Source organism: Streptomyces specialis, assembly GCF_001493375.1.
Classification (GTDB): domain Bacteria; phylum Actinomycetota; class Actinomycetes; order Streptomycetales; family Streptomycetaceae; genus Streptomyces; species Streptomyces specialis.
This window is the reverse complement of record NZ_LN929895.1, coordinates 268,126-285,868: the sequence shown is the minus strand read 5'-3', so window position 1 is coordinate 285,868 and position 17,743 is coordinate 268,126. Positions and strand designations below refer to the sequence as shown.

The 17,743-nt window shown below is 76.1% G+C and carries 12 protein-coding genes, 1 tRNA gene and 2 pseudogenes; 7 read left to right on the top strand and 8 right to left on the bottom strand.

What is annotated here, in order from left to right; genetic code table 11:
• The first annotated feature begins 1 nt into the window (after position 1).
• From cydD to BN2279_RS16050, 4 genes are all read left to right on the top strand, one after another.
• The gene (cydD, locus tag BN2279_RS16065; protein WP_059010166.1) at positions 2 to 3,643 is read left to right on the top strand and encodes a thiol reductant ABC exporter subunit CydD; all 3,642 of its coding nucleotides are present in this window, start codon (positions 2 to 4) and stop codon (positions 3,641 to 3,643) included.
• A gap of 14 nt (positions 3,644 to 3,657) precedes the next feature.
• Positions 3,658 to 4,308, top strand: coding sequence for a GAF domain-containing protein (locus tag BN2279_RS16060; protein WP_059010164.1), 651 nt, complete (start codon positions 3,658 to 3,660; stop codon positions 4,306 to 4,308).
• Between the two features lie 146 nt (positions 4,309 to 4,454).
• On the top strand, positions 4,455 to 5,333 hold the full coding sequence (locus BN2279_RS16055; protein WP_079032200.1) for a GAF domain-containing sensor histidine kinase: 879 nt from the start codon (positions 4,455 to 4,457) through the stop codon (positions 5,331 to 5,333).
• Between the two features lie 17 nt (positions 5,334 to 5,350).
• Entirely contained in the window at positions 5,351 to 6,118 is a 768-nt protein-coding gene (locus BN2279_RS16050; protein WP_059010159.1) for an SDR family NAD(P)-dependent oxidoreductase, read from the top strand.
• On the opposite strand, the gene BN2279_RS16045 is transcribed toward BN2279_RS16050, so the two are convergent.
• The 8 genes from BN2279_RS16045 to BN2279_RS16010 form a co-directional block, all read right to left on the bottom strand.
• Positions 6,090 to 6,755: a YveK family protein gene (locus tag BN2279_RS16045; RefSeq protein ID WP_159037232.1), complete on the bottom strand. Its 666-nt coding sequence runs from the start codon at positions 6,753 to 6,755 to the stop codon at positions 6,090 to 6,092. The genes BN2279_RS16050 and BN2279_RS16045 overlap by 29 nt on opposite strands.
• Positions 6,752 to 7,840, bottom strand: coding sequence for a glycosyltransferase (locus BN2279_RS16040; RefSeq protein ID WP_059010155.1), 1,089 nt, complete (start codon positions 7,838 to 7,840; stop codon positions 6,752 to 6,754). Before BN2279_RS16040 ends, BN2279_RS16045 begins: the two co-directional genes overlap by 4 nt.
• A complete protein-coding gene (locus BN2279_RS16035; RefSeq protein WP_234347900.1) occupies positions 7,837 to 8,661 on the bottom strand; it encodes a polysaccharide deacetylase family protein in 825 nt (274 codons plus the stop codon). The genes BN2279_RS16040 and BN2279_RS16035 overlap by 4 nt, the downstream gene beginning before the upstream one ends.
• On the bottom strand, positions 8,645 to 10,258 hold the full coding sequence (locus tag BN2279_RS16030; RefSeq protein ID WP_059010153.1) for a lipid II flippase MurJ: 1,614 nt from the start codon (positions 10,256 to 10,258) through the stop codon (positions 8,645 to 8,647). Before BN2279_RS16030 ends, BN2279_RS16035 begins: the two co-directional genes overlap by 17 nt.
• On the bottom strand, positions 10,255 to 11,595 hold the full coding sequence (locus tag BN2279_RS16025) for an O-antigen ligase family protein (protein WP_059010151.1): 1,341 nt from the start codon (positions 11,593 to 11,595) through the stop codon (positions 10,255 to 10,257). Before BN2279_RS16025 ends, BN2279_RS16030 begins: the two co-directional genes overlap by 4 nt.
• Positions 11,595 to 13,064: a sugar transferase gene (locus BN2279_RS16020; RefSeq protein WP_059010149.1), complete on the bottom strand. Its 1,470-nt coding sequence runs from the start codon at positions 13,062 to 13,064 to the stop codon at positions 11,595 to 11,597. Before BN2279_RS16020 ends, BN2279_RS16025 begins: the two co-directional genes overlap by 1 nt.
• Positions 13,061 to 14,224, bottom strand: coding sequence for a glycosyltransferase (locus tag BN2279_RS16015; RefSeq protein ID WP_234347898.1), 1,164 nt, complete (start codon positions 14,222 to 14,224; stop codon positions 13,061 to 13,063). The genes BN2279_RS16020 and BN2279_RS16015 overlap by 4 nt, the downstream gene beginning before the upstream one ends.
• Positions 14,225 to 14,454: 230 nt before the next feature.
• A tRNA-Leu gene (locus BN2279_RS16010) sits at positions 14,455 to 14,541 on the bottom strand.
• 303 nt (positions 14,542 to 14,844) lie between these two features.
• Here BN2279_RS16010 and BN2279_RS16005 point away from each other — a divergent pair.
• The 3 genes and pseudogenes from BN2279_RS16005 (at position 14,845) to BN2279_RS31205 (ending at position 17,720) form a co-directional block, all read left to right on the top strand.
• A pseudogene (locus BN2279_RS16005) lies at positions 14,845 to 15,691 on the top strand (FhaA domain-containing protein).
• Positions 15,692 to 15,701: 10 nt separating this feature from the next.
• Positions 15,702 to 16,205 carry an FHA domain-containing protein FhaB/FipA gene (locus tag BN2279_RS16000; RefSeq protein WP_059010147.1) on the top strand — a complete coding sequence of 168 codons (504 nt, stop codon included), beginning with the start codon at positions 15,702 to 15,704 and terminating at the stop codon, positions 16,203 to 16,205.
• 40 nt (positions 16,206 to 16,245) lie between these two features.
• Positions 16,246 to 17,720 (top strand): annotated as a pseudogene (locus tag BN2279_RS31205) (Stp1/IreP family PP2C-type Ser/Thr phosphatase).
• The last annotated feature ends 23 nt before the right edge of the window (positions 17,721 to 17,743 follow it).

The following is a 17,743-nucleotide window of genomic DNA, read 5'->3' as shown; positions in this document are numbered from 1 at the left end:
CATGAGCCGGGGGCCGGTCGATCCGCGTCTGCTGCGCCACGCGCGGGCCACGCGCGGCTTCCTCGCCGCCACCGTCGCGCTGGGCCTGGCCGACGCCGGCCTGGTCATCGCCCAGGCCGTGCTGATCGCCTCGGCCGTGACCGAGGTCTCGCTCGCGCCGCTGCCCGCGCTCGCCGCCACGGCGGCGGGCCGGGGGCTGGTGGCCTGGCTCACCCAACTGGCCGCCCACCGGACGAGCGCCGCCGTCATCTCCGAGCTGCGCCTCCGGCTCCTCGGCCACGCCACCCGGCTCGGCCCGGCCGGGCTCGGCGGGCGTTCCACCGGCGAGCTGACGACCCTGGCCACCCGGGGCGTGGACGCCCTGGAGGGGTACTTCGCGCGCTACCTGCCGCAGCTCGGGCTCGCCGCCGTGGTGCCCGTCGCCGTGCTGGCCCGGATCGTCACCGACGACTGGATCGCCGCCGCCACCATCGCCGCCACCCTGCCGCTGATCCCGCTCTTCATGGCGCTGATCGGGTGGGCCACACAGGCCCACACCGACCGGCAGTGGCACCGGCTGGCCCGGCTCTCCGGGCACTTCCTGGACGTGGTGTCCGGGCTGGCCACCCTCAAGGTCTTCGGCCGGGCCAAGGCCCAGGCCGACAACATCCGCGCCATCACCGACGACCACCGGCGCTGCACGCTGCGCACGCTGCGGATCGCGTTCCTCTCGTCGTTCGCGCTGGAGCTGCTGGCCACGATCTCGGTCGCACTGGTCGCGGTCGGCATCGGCATGCGGCTCGTCCACGGCGATCTGGACCTCTACACCGGGCTCGTCGTGCTGATCCTCGCGCCCGAGGCGTATCTGCCGCTGCGGCAGGTCGGCGCCCAGTTCCACGCGGCCCAGGAGGGCCTGTCGGCGGCGGCCGAGGTCTTCGCGGCGCTGGAGACCAAGCCCCCGGAGCGGGGCACCCACCCGGTTCCCGACGCCCCGGCCCTGTCACTCGACCAGGTGACGGTCCACCACCCGGACCGCGCCGCCCCGGCGCTGCGCGAGACCAGCCTGACCGTCGCGCCCGGCGAGACGGTCGCCCTGACCGGTCCGTCCGGCGGCGGCAAGTCCACGCTGCTCGCCACCGTGCTCGGCCTGGTCCGCCCCTCCGCCGGCCGGGTCCTGGTCGGCGGCCGGGACCTGGCCGGCCTCGGCCCGGCCGCCTGGCACCGGCGGGTCGCCTGGGTCCCGCAGCACCCGCACCTGTTCGCGGGCACCATCGCCGACAACGTACGACTCGCCCGCCCCGACGCCGACGACGCGGCGGTGGCCCGCGCGCTGCGCGACGCGGCGGCCGGGGACCTCGACCCGGCCCGGCGGCTGGGCGAGGGCGGCACCGGCCTGTCGGCGGGCCAGCGCCGGCGTGTGGCCCTGGCCCGCGCGTTTCTGGCCGACCGCCCGGTCCTGCTGCTGGACGAACCGACGGCGGCCCTCGACGGCACGACGGAGGCCGAGGTGGTCGAGGCGATCCGCCGTCTGGCCGTCGGTCGCACGGTCCTGCTGGTGACGCACCGTCCGGCGCTGCTGGCGGTGGCCGACCGGGTGTTTCACGTGAAACCGGCGCCGGTCGCCGAGGCCGATCAGGTGACGGCGGCGACGCCCACCCGTGACCCGGCTCCCGCGACGGTGCCCGTGACGACGCCTGTGACGACGCCTGTGACAGGGCCCGTCACAGGGCCTCCGGAGCCCGCCGCCGGAACGAGGACCGCCGACGCCCTGACCTGGGTCCGCGCGGCGGGCGCCGCCCGCACCGGCCGGTTCGCGCTGGCCGCGCTGCTGGGCGCCGCCGCGCTGGGCAGCGCCGTGGGCCTCATGGCCACCTCCGGATGGCTCATCTCCCGGGCCGCGCAACAGCCGCCCGTCCTGTACCTGATGGTCGCCGTCACCGCGACCCGCGCGTTCGGCATCGGCCGGGCCGTCTTCCGGTACGCCGAACGGCTCGTCGGCCACGACGCCGTACTCCGCGTCCTGGCCGACCTGCGCGTCGGCGTCTACCGGCGGCTGGAACGCCTCGCCCCCGCCGGGCTCGGCGGGGCCCGGCGCGGCGACCTGCTCTCCCGGGTGGTCACCGACGTGGACGCCCTCCAGGACTACTTCCTGCGCTGGCTGCTGCCCGCCGTCGCCGCCGGAGTCGTGGGCACGGCGGCCGTCGTGGGCACCGGTCTGCTGCTGCCCGCCGCGGGCGCCGCGCTCGCCGCCGGGCTCCTCGCCGCCGGGGCCGGGGTCCCGGCCCTGGCCGCCGCCACCGCCCGGCGCACCGAACGGCGGCTCGCCCCCGCCCGCGGCGAATTGGCCACCCCGACGGTCGATCTGCTCACCGGCACCGCCGAACTTACCGTCGCCGCCGCCCTCCCCGCCCGGCACGCCGCCGTCCGCGCCGCCGACGCCGAACTGACCGCGCTGGCCGCCCGTTCGGCGTCCGTCACCGCGCTGAGCGGCGGGCTGACGGCCCTGCTCACCGGCCTCACCGCCACGGCGGCGGCCTGGGCGGCGGTCCCCGCCGTCGCGGACGGCCGTCTCGACGGCGTCTGGCTCGCCACCGTCGTCCTCGTGCCGCTCGCCGCGTTCGAGGCGGTCGCCGGGCTGCCCCTCGCCGTCCAGCACCGGCAACGCGCGCGGCGGGCCGCCGAGCGCGTCCGGGACGTCGTCGACGCCCCCGAACCCGCCCACGAGCCCGAGCCCGCCTCTTATTCACATCCCCGAGCCCCCGACGCAGGCCGCAAGCTCGAATGTCGCCTTTGCGACTGGCTCGCCACCGTCGTCCTCGTGCCGCTCGCCGCGCGCGTCCGGGACGTCGTCGCCGCCCCCGAACCCGCCCACGAGCCCGAGCACCCGGCGCCCGCGCCCGCCGACCCGTTCCCCCTGACCGTGCGCGGTCTGACCGCCCGCCACCCCGGCGGCCGGTCCGGGGCGCCCGCGCTGCGCGATCTCGACCTGGAGATCACGCCGGGCCGCCGGATCGCGGTCGTCGGCCCGTCCGGCGCCGGGAAGACCACCCTCGCCCACTGCCTGCTGCGCTTCCTCGACCCCGCCGCCGGGACCTACCGCCTCGGCGGCACCGACGCGACCACGCTGGACGGTGACACCGTCCGCCGCGTCGTCGGCCTGTGCGCCCAGGACGCGTACGTCTTCGACAGCACCCTCCGCGAGAACCTCCGCCTCGCCGCGCCCGGCGCCGGTGACGACGCCCTGCGCGCGGCCCTGGCCGCCGCCCGGCTCCTCGACTGGGTCAACGGGCTGCCGCGCGGCCTGGACACCCCGGTCGGCGAGCACGGCGCCCGGCTCTCCGGCGGCCAGCGCCAGCGCCTCGCGCTGGCCCGCGCGCTGCTGGCCGACTTCCCCGTCCTGATCCTCGACGAGCCCGCCGAACACCTCGACCCGCCGACCGCCGACGCGCTCACCGCCGACCTCCTCGCCGCCACCGAGGGCCGGGCCACCGTGCTGATCACCCACCGGCTGACCGGCCTCGACGCCGTGGACGAGATCCTCGTCCTGGACGCGGGCCGGACCGTGCAGCGCGGCCCCTACCCGGAGCTGGCCACCGCCGACGGACCGTTCCGCACCCTGCTGGACCGCGAGCGGACACCGACTTTCGCGACGAATCGGGCGTGACTACGCTCGCTGGCATGCAGCAGATGCCCCGGCTGCTCCGGGCGATGGAGGCCATCGGCGGCGACATCGCGCCGGAGGCCGTGCTGGAGCGGATCGTCCGGACCGCCGCCGAGCTGGCCGGGGCCCGGCACGCCGCGCTCGCCGTGCTCAACGAGGACGGCGACGGCATCGGCCGGTTCGTCAGCCACGGGCCGGACCCCGCCCCGGACGACGGGCACGAGCCGCTGACCCGGATGCTCCTGGACGGCACCCGGCCCGGCCCCCCGGCCCGGGACGGCACCGGCACGCTGCTGGTGCCGGTCCTGGTCCACGGGGTCCGCTTCGGCGCCCTCCACCTGGCCGCGGCCCCCGGCGAAAGCTTCACCGACGAGGAGCGGCAGATGGTCGGCATCCTCGCCACCGAGGCCGGTATCGCCATCGGCAACGCCCGCCTGCACGCGGCCGTCCGCCAGCAGGCCCGCTGGATGGACGGCAGCCTGGAGCTGTCCACCGCCCTCCTCGCCGGCGACGCCGACGAGGACAACACCCTCGCCGTCGTCGCCGAGCAGGCCAGACGGCTTGCCGGGGCCGCCACCAGCACCGTCCTCACGCCCACCCCCGACGGCGGCCTGGAGGTCGTCGCCGCCTCGACCTCCCCCGCCGCCGGTATGCTGTGTGCGGTATGACGAGCTCTGTTGCACTACTCTAAGTGCGGGTGACTAGTGGGACGCCAGACGCGCCCACCAAAACCCCGACTCTCCTCTTCGTCGGCAGCGACAGGTGTGAATAAGGCACCACCGTCCCCGCCCACAGCCCCGCCGCACGCCGGGTCCTGGACGGCGATCCGGTCTTCATCGACGACCCGGCCGCCGACCCCCGGTTGGTCACCGGGCCCGGCCGTGACCAGGGCCCGAGCATGCTGCTGCCGCTGGCCGGTGACGGCACCCCGCTCGGCGCCCTCTCCCTCGCCCGCCCGCCGGGCGCCGCGCCCTACACCGTGCCGGAACGCGCCCTGGCCACCCAGTTCGCCCAGCAGGCCGCGCTCGCCGTCGTCGTCGGCCGGGCCCGGCACGACCGCGAACAGCTCGCCGTCCTGGAGGACCGCGACCGGATCGCCCGCGACCTGCACGACCTCGTCATCCAGCGGCTGTTCGCGGTCGGCATGACCCTGGAGAGCGCCCGCCGCGCCGACCCGCCGGACGCCGTGCGCGACCGCATCGACACCGCGACCCGCGAACTCGACGCCACCATCCAGGAGATCAGGACCGCGATCTTCGCCCTCCAGCAGCAGCCCGACGAGGCCCCCACCTCGCTGCGCACCCGCGTCCTGCGGGAGACCGGCGCCGCCGCCGGGACCCTCGGCTTCACCCCGTCCGTCTCCTTCACCGGGCCGGTGGACGCGCTGACCGGCGAGAGCGTCGCCCGCGATCTGGTCGCCGCCCTCCGCGAGGCCCTCTCCAACGCCGCCCGCCACGCCCGCGCCTCCCGCGTCGAGGTCACGGTCGAGGCGGCGGCCGGGGACCAGGACCACGGCGCCGGAGCGGTGCGGCTCACCGTCACCGACGACGGCGTCGGCATCCCGCCCGGACAGACGCGCAGCAGCGGCCTGCGCAACCTCGCCCGGCGCGCCGAGGCCCTCGGCGGCTCCGCCGAGGCCGGCCCCGGCCCCGGCGGCACCGGCACCCGGGTGACCTGGCACGTGCCCCGCTGACGGGATACGGTCCGGACATGGCCGGACGGACAGTGATCATCAGCGGCGGCGGCACCGGCATCGGCCTGGCGACGGCCCGCGCGTTCGCGCGGGACGGCGACACGCCCGTGCTCGTCGGCCGCCGCGCCGAGGTGGTGGAACGGGCCGCGGCGGACATCGCGACCGCCGTCGCCCTCCCCGCCGACCTCACCGACCCGGCCGAGGCCGCGCGCGTCGCCCGTTTCGTCGCCGAACGCTTCGGCACGGTGGACGTCCTGGTGCACAGCGCGGGCGGCAGCGGCCTCCTCGAACCGGGCCCGGACAACGGCGGCGCCGACGCCCCCGGCGGCGCGCTGGCCGCGACCGCCCACGCCTGGACGGTCGCCTTCCGCGTCAACACCCTGACCGCCGTCCTCCTCACCGAGGCCCTCCGCGACCGCCTCGCCTCCCCCGGCGGCCGGGTCCTCTTCCTCAGCTCGATCGCCGCCTACCGGGGCTCCGGCACCGGCGCCTACGCGGCGAGCAAGGCGGCCCTGCACCCGTACGCGTTCGACCTGGCCCGCGACCTCGGCCCGCGAGGCGTCACGGTCAACGTGGTGGCCCCCGGCTACATCGAGGAGACCGAGTTCTTCGGCGACGCGATGACACCCGAACGACGGGCCACCCTCGTCGCACAGACCCTCGACGGCCGCCCGGGCACCCCGGGCGACGTCGCCGAGACCCTGCGCTGGCTGGCCTCCCACGCCGCGAGCCACATCACGTCCCAGGTCATCCAGGTCAACGGCGGAGCGGAACGCGGTCACTGACCCACCGGCCCCCGTCCCACCACTGACTCACCAGCCGCACCGGCCCGGCCCGCCGCGCGGGCACCCCCGGACGCCCCCCGCCGCCGGCCCCGCCACCACCGCCACCGGCACGTCCGCCGCGGGCCGCCAAGGCCGCGCCCCCGACGACGACGCCCGCGCACAGACCGGTCGCGACCGACACCCACGGCACCGGGGCGGTCGGCACGGACGGCCGGTGCGCCTCGGCCAGCACCGACAACTCAGCGCCGCCCTCCCGCGCGTCGTTGCCCCGCGCGACCAGCGCCCGCGCCACCGCGTTCGCCGCCCGCGCCGCGTCCTCGGGCCGGCCCGCCGTCCCGGTGATCTCGATCACCGGCGCGTCCGGCGACGTCACGGCCCGCACCCGGCTCCGCAGCGTTCCCGCCGGAACGCCCGCGTCGGCCGCCGCCGTGCGCAGCTCCGCCTCGCCCGTCGCCACCCGTCCGAGAGCCTGCGCCAGCCCCACGGCCGCCGCCGCGTCACCGCGTTCCACCGGCGTCACCAGCACCTGCCCGCCGGCCGCGTACTGCCGGTCCGCCAGCAGCCCGTGCGCCGCGCCGCACACCGCGCCCAGCAGCGCGCACAGCGCCAGCGGCCACCACCACCTCGGCCTGGTCACCGGCACACCCCTTCGTAGACGGCCATCAGACGGTCCGCCGCCCGGTCCACGCCGTACCGGCGCACCGCCTCGGGAACGGACAACCGCCGCACCCCCAGAGCGAGTTCGGCCCGTAGCGCGTCCGCGAGATCCGCCGGACCCGCCCCGACCCGCCGCGCGCCGGGCGCCTCGTGGCGCGGCAGTTCCTCGACGGCCGGGCAGGCGACGTGCAGCACCGGCAGCCCGGCGGCCAGCGCCTCCAGCACCGCCAGCCCGAACGTCTCCTCCTCCGACGCCGAGACGAACAGGTCGCACGCCGACAGCAGCCCGGGCACGTCCGGGCAGGCGCCCGTCAGCACCAGCCGCCGGGTCAGCCCCAGCCGCCCGGCCAGTGCCCCCAGCGCGGCCCGTTCCGGCCCCTCCCCGGCCACCACCAGCCACACGTGCTCCGGCAGCCGGGCCACGGCCCGCACCACCACGTCGAACCGCTTGTCCGGCACCAGCCGCCCCACCGCGCCCACCACCACGGCGTCGTCGGGCACCCCGAACCGGGCCCGCACCCCGGCGCGCGCCGCCGGGTCGTAACGGAACCGGTCCGGCTCGATCCCGTTGGGCACCAGATGAATCCGCCGGTCCGGCACGCCCCAGGCCCGCAGCCGCCCCGCGACGGTCGCGGACACGGCCACGGTCGCCGTGCCCAGCCGCTCCGTCGCCAGATACAGCGCCCGCGTCCCCGGCGTCAGCGGGCGCCCCTCGATGCGGTGGGCGCCGAGCGAGTGCTCGGTCGCCACCACGGCCCGCACCCCGGCCATCCGGGCGGCGATCCGGCCGTAGACGCAGGCCCGGTAGAGGTGGGTGTGCACGATGTCGTACCGCCCGTCGCGGATCAGCCGCGCCAGCCGGGGGAGTGCGCCGACATCGCGGTTGCCCGCCATGCCGAGGTGGGCCACCCGTACGCCGTCGCCCCGCAGTTCGCGCGCCACGGCACCGGGGTTGGTGAGGGTCGCGACATCGCAGACGAGCGGCAGCCGCCGCACCAGCGCCCGCAGCTGCCGTTCCGCGCCCCCGGCTCCGAGCCCGGTGATGACATGCAGCGCCCGCCTCATGACGCCGGTGCCTCGTTCTGACGCCCAGAACGATCCGAACGACCCGAACGATCCGCACGGACCGGCCGGGCGGGGGCGGGCAGCGGCGGCAGCGGGCGGCGGCGCCAGGGGTGCAGCAGCCGCTTGAGACGCATCATCGGCGCGATGTCCCGTTCCCCCACATGGACCCGGGGCAGCGCGTACTGCCCGGTCAGGCGGCCGGGGTCGATCGCGCAGGCGTAGGCGTAGCCCGCGTCCCGCACGGCGTCGGCGGTCCGCCGGTCCACCGCGCCGTAGGGGTAGCAGAAGCCCTGCGGCGGCTCGCCGGTGATCTCGGCGAGCAGGTCGCGGCTGTGCGCGACCTCCCGTTCCAACTCGGCCGCGTCCAGGCCGGGCAGCGAACGGTGGAGCAGCCCGTGCGAGCCGATCTCCATCCCGGCCTCGGCGGCGGCCCGGATGCCGTCGGCGTTCAGCAGCCGCTTGCGCGGGCCGTCCGTGTCCCACACGTTGCTGCCGTGCAGCCGGCCGGGCAGCACGAACACGGTGGCCGTGCAGCCGTGGCCGCGCAGCAGCGGGACCGCCGTGTCGAGGAAGTCGCGGTAGCCGTCGTCGAAGGTCAGCCCGACCATGCGCCCGGCGCGCCCGGCGGCCCTGGCCCGCAGCAGCTCCCCGACGGAGACGCCGCGCAGCCGGTTGCGGCGCAGCCAGGCGAGCTGCCGGTGCAGGCGGTCGGGGGTGACGGTGATCCGGTACGGGTCGGGGGTGGTGTAGGAGACGGAGTGGTACATCAGCAGCCACACCGGGCTGAGGCCGGGTCCGGCGGAGTCAGTGGCAACGCGCATGGTCGAGCCTTTGCTTGAGGGCGGACACGAGCAGCGCCGCCTCCGGCACCCGCAGCGCGCACGCGGCCACGGCGAAGACGGCGGGGACGAGCAGGCAGCCGAGGGCGACCGCCGGCAGGGGAGCGGAGCAGCCGGGCAGGGCCGTGGCGGCCCAGCCCGCCCCGGCGGCGAGCGCGGCGGCCACGGCGAGCCGCGCGAGGCGGCCCAGGACGCGGCGGGCGTCGACGGGGATGGAGGTCCTGCGGGGCAGGGCGCGCAGCAGGAGGAGGGCGGTGACGCTGATCCCGGCCGCGTTGGCGGCGGCGATCCCGCGTACGCCCCACACCGGCACGGCGGCCAGCCCCCCGGCGACGGTGATCAGCAGGCCGAGCGCCATGGCGGCGAGCGGGAACCAGGCGGGCCGCGCGGCCGAGAAGAAGGGGCGGGTCAACGCGCCCGCCAGCGTGTGCCCGAGCAGACCGAGCGCGTACACCCGCATCACCCCGGCCGTCGCCGCCGTCGCCCGCTCGTCGAACGCGCCGCGCTGGAAGAGGAGTTCGATGATCGCGGGCGCGCAGGCGACGACGAACGCGCCGCCGAGCAGCACCACCACGCCCGCCAGCACCAGATCGCGTTCGACGCGTTCGCGGGCCCGCTCGGTCTCGCCGTCGGCGACCGCGCGGGCGACCAGCGGGAGGGTCACGGTGCAGATCATCATCGACAGCACCATGGGCATCTGGGCGACCTTCTGCGCGTAGTTGAGGTGCGAGATGGCGCCCGCGGGCAGCGCGGAGGCGAGGCAGCGCTCGACCAGCACCTGGGACTGGCGGCTGAGCGCGAAGAGCGCGACCGGCGCCACGACGCCCACCGAGACGCCCGCGAGGAGCGAGACCCGGCCCCCGGCCCGTACCGGCGCCGACGACGGCGCGGGCGGCGTTCCGCGCGGGCGTCCCCGCAGGAACCGGCGCAGGAAGAACGGCAACTGCACCAGCGCCATCAGCGCCCCGCCGAGCGCCACCCCGGCCGCCGCCGCCCGGATGCCCCACCAGGCGTGCAGCGCCAGCGCGGTGGCCAAGATGCCCGCGTTGTGGACGACGTAGATCGCGGCGGGCGGCACGAAATCGCGGTGGGCGCGCAGGGCGGCGCTGAAGTACCCGGCGACGCCGAAGGTGAGGACGCTCACGGCGGGCAGCCGCACGCAGTCCACGGCGAGCCCCCGCTCCGCCAGCCCGGGGGCGTGGGCGGCCACCAGCGGGCGCGCCCCCGCCGCCAGCGCCGCGGCGGCCACCGCCAGCGCCAGCAGCAGCCTGGGGAACGTGGCCGCGCACAACTCGCGCGCCCCGCCGGCCCCGGCCCGCGCCAGCGCCAGGCTGAACGCGGGCACCAGAACCAGCGCCGCGCCCTCCTCGATCAGCAGCGTCGCGGCGAACTCGGGCACGGTCCAGGCGACGAGGAACGCGTCGGTGGCGGGCCCCGCGCCGAACAGCGTGGCGATGATCTGGTCCCGCAGCAGCCCGACCACCGCGCCCGCCGCGGTGAGCGCGGCGGTGACGGCGGCGGCGCGGGCGACGAACCGGTCGGTGCTCTCGGCCCGGTCGGTCCCGGTGGCCGCGCTCACCCGTTCTCCCGTACGGCCGGGGCCACGGCCGCCGGGGAGAACGCCCACCAGGCGGCCAGCCCCAGCGCCACGGCCGTCAGGACGGTGGCCGCCCCGCCGATGTCGGCGTACAGGAAGTTGACGGCCTGCCACACCAGCAGCCCCACCGCCAGCAGCCCGACGTCGAGCGGCCCGCCGCCCCGGGCGGCCCGGCGCAGCCGGACCAGGCAGCGCGCCGCGAGCGCGGCCCAGCAGCCGAGGACCGAGGTGGCGCCGACCAGGCCCTGCTCGCTGAGCAGCAGCAGGTACATGTTGTGCGGGGAGAGCAACTCCTGGCGCTGGAAGCCGAATCCGGCGCCCCCGGTGTCGCTGCCGCCGGAGAGCGCGAGCGACGCGTGGCTGTCGCGGTACTCCGCGAAACCCTTGGGCCCGGTGCCGGTCCACGGCGCGTCGCGCCACATCGACCAGGCGGCGTCCCACATGGCGTAGCGGTCGATCACCGACTGGTCGGGCGTTCCCGTCACGTCGCCGATCGAGCCGAGCCGTTCCCCGATCATCCCCGCCGAGCCCAGGGCCGCGCCCCCGGCCAGCAGCGCGCCGCCGCACAGCAGGAGCGGGAGCAGTACGCGCCGGGCCGGCCGCGAACCGGCGACGAGCGGCACGGCCACCACGGTCGCCACGGCCGCGGCGGTGGCCAGCCAGGCGCCCCGGCTGAAGGAGAACGCCAGCGGCAGCGCCAGCGCCGCCGCCGCGCCGAGGGCGGCGGCGCGCCACCGGGGCCGGCCGGGCCCCGCGAGCCCGAGGCAGAGCGCGGCGATCAGCCCGTAGGAGACGACGGTGGCCATGCCCATCACGCTCAACGGCCCGAACGTGCCGACCGCCCGCACGTCCTGGCCCATGTACGAGGCGCCCGTCTTCGTGACGTACTGCGCGGTGCCGACCGCGCCCTGGGCCAGGGCCAGCACCACGAGCGCGCCCGCGACCAGCCGCGCGTCACGCCGGTCGCGCGGCAGCAGCACCACCGCCAGCGGCACCAGCACGAAGACCTGGAGGCAGCGCAGGAACCCGGGCAGGCTGCCCACCGGGTCCCCGGAGGCCATGGTGACGACGGCGAACGCGACGGCGGGCGCGGCCAGCAGCAGCACGGCGGCCGGGTGCGGCGGCGGCCGGTGGCCGCGCGCCAGGACCACCGCGCCGCCGGCCACCAGCGCCACCGAGGCGAGGTCGGCGACGGCGATCTGCCCGCCCGCCACCTGCCACCGGCCGCCGGGCAGCGCCAACAGCAGCACGGTGGCGAGCGCGGGCCACAGGTGCCGGCGGTCCCGCGCCGCCCGGACGGCCTCCCGCACGGCGGTCATCAGCTCCCCCCGAGGCGGAAGCAGGCGGCCGTGGTGCGCAGCATGATCCGCACGTCCTGCCAGAGCGACCAGGTCTCGATGTACAGGTTGTCGAACCGGGCCCGGTCCTCGATGGAGGTGTCCCCGCGCAGCCCGCTGATCTGGGCGAGCCCGGTGAGCCCGACCGGCATCCGGTGGCGGTCGGCGTAGCCGGGGTGGAGCCGGCTGAACCGCTCGACGAAATGCGGGCGTTCCGGCCGGGGGCCGACCAGGCTCATGTCGCCGCGCAGCACGTTCCACAACTGGGGAAGCTCGTCCAGCGAGGTGCGCCGCAGCCACCGCCCCACGGGCGTGATCCGCTCGTCCCCGGCGATGCTCCAGCGGGTGGCGGCCTCCCGCGCGTCACCGGGCCGCAGGGTGCGGAACTTCAGCATGACGAACGGCCGGCCGTCCTTCCCGATCCGCTCCTGCCGGAACAGCACGCCGGGCCCGTCGCCCAGCCGCACGGCCAGCGCGCACCCGGCGAACAGGGGGGCGGCGGCGGTGAGGGCGGTGGCGGCGACCACGACGTCGAGGGCGCGCTTGGCCCACCGGGCGGACCAGGCGGACGTGCCCGGCTGGCGGGGACCGGCCGCACCGGGCGGCGGGTCGAGGCGGCGGCAGGCGAACCCCCACAGGTGACCCGCCACGGCCCCCCGGCCCCAGATCCCGGTGGCCCCGGCGAGCCCGGCGGCGCCCGGTTCGGCGGCCACCAGCCACACCGTGCAGCCCCGCGCCCAGAACAGCCGCACGAGCGCCTCCTCGGGCCGCCGCGCGAAGACCGCGTCCCGGACCGCGCCGCGCACGACGGCCCGGCCGACCTCCCGCGCGGTGGTGAGGACGGGCAGCGGCACGCTGTTCGGCAGCCGCCGCGGCACGGGCCCGACCAGGCCGACCGGCCGCATCCCGTACTCGGGGTGCTGCGCGAGGACGTCCGCGACGCGCTGCCCGGCGGGCCCGGTGCCGACGACGAGCGCCGGGCGCGGGCGGCGCCTGGCGGCCCGGCGGCGGGCGTGGTGCGCGCCGCCCGGGGCGGCGGCGGCGAGCGACGCGTGCGCGGTGATCAGGGCGAGCAGCTCCGGCCACGGGCGGGCCGGGGCGAGCAGCGCGGCGGCGGCGCACCAGGCGACGGCGGCGTGACCGAGCAGCCGGGGCAGGTCGTCCAGAGCGGTGGTCATCGGCGCCGGGCGGTACAGGCCGCCCGCGGCGTTGAGCACGGCGGTCAGCCCCGGCACCAGCAGGACGGCGGCGGCGTGGGCGTCGGCGGCCCGCAGCGCGGCGGCGGCGGCCGGGACGTCGGCCACGCACAGCGCCGCGGCGGCGGAACGGCACGGGGCGCGGCGCCCGCGCGACGGCGCCGGGGCGGGCAGCGGACCCCGGGGCGGAACGACGGAGGCGGGTCTGACGGGGGAGGCCGCGCGGGTCGTGCCGGTCATGCCTTCCGTGCTCATGGGCTGCTGAACTCCCTCGCCTCGGGCGCCGGTTCGCCCGGCTCCCGGTCCGCCAGAGCGCGGTAGAGCCGGGCGTACGCGGCGGCGGCTCGGCGTACGTCGTGGGTGCCCCTGATGTGCTGCGCGGCCTGCCGGCCCAGGGCCCGGCGGCGGACGGGATCGGCGAGCAGCGCGGTCAGGGCCCCGGCGAGGGCGGCCGGGTCCTCCGGCGGCACCAGCGCGTGGGGAACGTGGCCCGGCGGCAGGCTCTCGCGGGCGCCGCCGACGTCGGTGACCACCACCGGGCGGCCGACGGCCATCGCCTCCAGGGGCGCCAGCGCCATCCCCTCCCAGCGGGACGGCAGCACCACGACATCGGCCGCCGCGTACCAGGGCTGGACGTCGTCGGTGTGCCCGGCGAAGAGGACGTCGGGACCGGCGGCGAGGCGCAACGCGCGGCGGTCGGGCCCGTCGCCGACGAGGGCGAGCCGGGCGCCGGGAACGGCGGCGGCGACGGCGGGCCAGGCGCGCAGCAGCAGGTCCTGTCCCTTCTGCGGGCAGAGCCGTCCGACGCAGACGACGAGCGGCGCGCGCTGCGGCAGGGTGTGGACGGTGGCGAGCGCGGCGCGGGCCTGGCGGCGGGCCACGCCGTCGGCGACGGGAAACCGTTCCAGATCGACCCCGTTGGCGATCACCTCCCACCGGGCGGACAGGCCCGCCTCGCAGCCGCCGAGCCGTTCCGCTTCGCTCACGCACAGCACGCGATCGGCCCATCGTGTGGCGAACCTCTCCCAGCGCAGGGCGAGTTGGGCGGTCGGACCGGATGCCGCCAGGAACGACCAGGCGTGCGGCTGGAAGACGGTGGGCAGCCGTCCGCGCAGCGCGAGCCGTCCGGCGAGACCGGCTTTGGAACTGTGCAGGTGCACGACATCGGGCCGTTCGCGGCGCGCGATCCGGGCCGCGCACGCGATCTCCCACGGCAGGTCGGCCCCGGCCCCGCGCTCCGCGAGCCAGAGCCGGACCCGCGCCCCGGCCATCGCGGCCGTTCTCTCCAGCGTTCCGCCCGGCGGGCACGCGACGATCGCGCGCATTCCCGCCCCGGTCTGCGCCCGCACCAGATCGGTGACGACCCGGGCGACGCCCCCGTCGACCGGCTGGGCGAAGTGCAATACGGTCAGCACGCCCGGTCCTCGCGTGCGTCGTCGCAGGTCAGACGGTGCATGGTCACCCTCCAGGCGAACTTTCCGGCAGGCGGGAAAACCATGACAGAAATCAAATGGGAAATCACGCATAACGCCGCGAACCAGGCACAAAAATGCATGCTGTGATTTACATACAAGAGGATTCCGAGAGAGATCCGGAACACGGGAGAACACCAGAAAGGCCCCTGTCACCAGGGGCCTTCACTGTGTGGTGCGCGAGGGGGGAGTTGAACCCCCACGCCCTTTCGGGCACTGGAACCTGAATCCAGCGCGTCTGCCTATTCCGCCACCCGCGCATGGGTGCTGCCGAAGGACTGCCCCCTGCCGGACCGTTCTGTCCGGGCGGGAGCGCCACCGACATGCAGAAGGCTAACACGCTCCCGGGCGTGCCCTCACCCGCGTATCGGGGGCACCGCGGACGCTCCCCCCCATCCCCTCCGCATTCCCTCCGCACATGCGCGACACTGGTCCGGACTCCCCCCTACGATCCCGGGGAAGACGGGTATCGAGAGGGGAACCACCTGATCGTCCCGGGCGTGGATACGATCAGTAAGCCCTACCACTTCAGCCGCGCCCGGACATCGGAGAAGGAGGTGCACATGGGAGTACTGAAGCGCTTCGAGCAGCGGCTGGAAGGCCTCGTCAACGGCACCTTCGCCAAAGTCTTCAAGTCCGAGGTGCAGCCGGTGGAGATCGCCGGCGCGCTCCAGCGCGAGTGCGACAACAACGCGACCATCTGGAACCGCGAACGCACCGTCGTGCCCAACGACTTCATCGTCGAGCTGGGCGCGGGCGACTTCGAGCGCCTCTCCCCGTACGCGGGCCAGCTCGGGGACGAACTGGCCGCCATGGTCAAGGAGTACGCGAACTGTCTCTTATACCCCTCTTCCCCTCCTCTCTCTCTTTCCTCCGCTGCTCTCATGCAATCCCGTATCCTTTCAAAAAAAAACACATAAGCTGCATGCGAAAAGAGGCACACACAAACAGCAAGCAGTGACGGTGCCACGTTCCCCACGCGCTTGTGCCGCCGGAGGACCCGGCCGCCCGCAGACCCCGCCCGGCGCCCCGACGAGCGGCGCCGGGTATCCGCAGCCGCCCGTCGCGCCACCGCCCTCGCCGCCGCGCGGCCACCAGCCGACGATCGCGCCGTACGGGCAGCCCGGCCGCGTCCGGCGCTGGGTCGAGATCAACGGCACCCGCCACCAGATCTCCCGCACCAGCCTCGTGATCGGCCGCAGCACCGAGGCCGACGTGCGCATCGACGACCCCGGCGTCTCCCGCCGGCACTGCGAGATCCAGGCCACCGACCCGGCCACCATCCGGGACCTGGGCTCGACCAACGGCATCGTGGTGGACGGACAGCACACCAAACGCGCTACGCTCCGCGACGGCTCACGGATCGTCGTGGGCAGCACCACAGTCATCTACCGGCAAGCCGAAGGGTAAGCGGGGGGCAATGTCAGAGCTGACCCTGACGGTCATGAGGCTGGGCTTCCTGGCCGTCCTGTGGCTGTTCGTCATCGTGGCCGTCCAGGTGATCCGCAGCGACCTCTTCGGCACCCGGGTCACCCAGCGCGCCGTCGCCCGCCGGCCCGAGGCGGCCCCCCAGCAGCAGCGCCGTCCCCAGCAGCCCCCGCAGCCCCAGCGCGGCAGGCAGCGCCGGGGCGCCCCCACCAAGCTGGTGATCACCGAGGGCTCGCTCGCCGGAACCACTGTCGCCCTCCAGGGCCAGACCATTACGCTCGGCCGGGCACACGACTCGACGATCGTGCTGGACGACGACTACGCCTCCGGGCGGCACGCCAGGATCTACCCCGACCGTGACGGCCAGTGGATCGTCGAGGACCTCGGGTCGACCAACGGCACCTACCTCGACCGGGGCCGCCTGACCACCCCGGTGCCCATCCCGCCCGGCACGCCGATCCGTATCGGCAAGACCGTCATCGAGCTGCGGAAGTAGGGCCGAACACCATGACGACCGGAGGGTGGGAAAGGCGCGCATGAGCCTGTCACTGAGATTCGCCGCCGGATCCCACACCGGCATGATCCGGGACCACAACGAGGACTCGGGCTACGCCGGCCCGCGGCTCCTCGCCATCGCCGACGGCATGGGCGGGCAGGCCGCGGGCGAGGTCGCCAGCTCCGAGGTCATCTCCACCCTCGTCCAGCTCGACGACGACATCCCCGGCTCCGACGTCCTCACCTCGCTCGACACCTCCGTGCAGCGCGCGAACGACCAGCTCCGTTCCATGGTCGCCGAGGACCCGCGCCTGGACGGCATGGGCACCACCCTCACCGCCCTGCTCTGGACCGGCCAGCGCCTCGGCCTGGTCCACGTCGGCGACTCCCGCGCCTACCTGCTGCGCGACGGCGAGCTGCACCAGATCACCCAGGACCACACCTGGGTGCAGCGGCTGGTCGACGAGGGCCGGATCACCGAGGAGGAGGCCACCACCCACCCCCAGCGGTCCCTCCTGATGCGCGCCCTGGGCAGCGCCGACCACATCGAGGCCGACCTCTCCATCCGCGAGGTCCGCCCCGGCGACCGGTACCTGCTGTGCTCCGACGGCCTCTCCGGCGTCGTCAGCGCCGAGACCCTCCGCGACACGCTCAGCACCTTCGCGCCGCCCCAGGACACCGTCCGCGAGCTGATCGAGCTGGCCCTGCGCGGCGGCGGCCCGGACAACATCACCTGCATCGTCGCGGACGTCCTCGACCTCGACACCCAGGAGAGCGACACCCTCGCCCGCCAGCTCTACGACGCCCCGCAGATCGTCGGCGCCGTCGCCGAGGCCCAGGCCCAGAGCGCGGGCAGGTAGGCGTCGTCGGTGAACGCGCCGTCGCCGAGGCCCAGGCCCAGAGCGCGGGCGGCATCCCGCAGACCCCCGCCTCCCGCGCCGCCGGGGGGCGCGGCCGGGGGGCGGGCCAGCTCGGCGGCGCGTTCACCGACGACGACTACCTGCCCGCGCGCTCCGGCCGCCGCGCGTGGAAACGCGCCGCCATCGTCGGCGTCGCGCTGGTCGTCGTGGCCGGCGGCCTGTACGCCGGGTACCGCTGGACCCAGGACCAGTACTACATCGGCGCCAACGGCGACCACGTCGCGCTCTACCAGGGCATCAGCCAGGACCTGGGCCCGCTCAGCCTCAGCAGCGTCGAGCAGGACCACCCCGAGATCCGGCTCGCCCACCTGCCCGCGTCCACCCGCGGCCAGGTCGAGGAGTCCTTCTCCGTCAGCGGCCTGGAAGAGGCCGAGACCCGCATCGCGGTGCTGGCCGAGCAGGCCGAGGCGTGCCGGCTGCTGGCCGAGCAGGAGGAAGAGGCCGCGCCGGAGCCCGAGGAGCAGAACGAGCAGAACGGGCAGACCGACGAGGGCGACGGCAAGGAGGCGACCTCCCCCCAGACTGTCTCAGTTACCAATGTGACGCCGCCGACGGAGAGGGGAAGGGGGAAGTATGGTGAGGCAGCCACGGTCTGACGCAAAAAGAGGAAACCAAGAAG

Bases quoted from the DNA above. Each gene is read 5' to 3' on its own strand.
- BN2279_RS16040 (WP_059010155.1), bottom strand. From the start codon at position 7,840: ATGAGGCGGGCGCTGCATGTCATCACCGGGCTCGGAGCCGGGGGCGCG.
- cydD (WP_059010166.1), top strand. From the start codon at position 2: ATGAGCCGGGGGCCGGTCGATCCGCGTCTGCTGCGCCACGCGCGGGCC.
- BN2279_RS16035 (WP_234347900.1), bottom strand. From the start codon at position 8,661: ATGCGCGTTGCCACTGACTCCGCCGGACCCGGCCTCAGCCCGGTGTGG.
- BN2279_RS16025 (WP_059010151.1), bottom strand. From the start codon at position 11,595: ATGACCGCCGTGCGGGAGGCCGTCCGGGCGGCGCGGGACCGCCGGCAC.
- BN2279_RS16000 (WP_059010147.1), top strand. From the start codon at position 15,702: ATGTCAGAGCTGACCCTGACGGTCATGAGGCTGGGCTTCCTGGCCGTC.
- BN2279_RS16060 (WP_059010164.1), top strand. From the start codon at position 3,658: ATGCAGCAGATGCCCCGGCTGCTCCGGGCGATGGAGGCCATCGGCGGC.
- BN2279_RS16020 (WP_059010149.1), bottom strand. From the start codon at position 13,064: ATGAGCACGGAAGGCATGACCGGCACGACCCGCGCGGCCTCCCCCGTC.
- BN2279_RS16050 (WP_059010159.1), top strand. From the start codon at position 5,351: ATGGCCGGACGGACAGTGATCATCAGCGGCGGCGGCACCGGCATCGGC.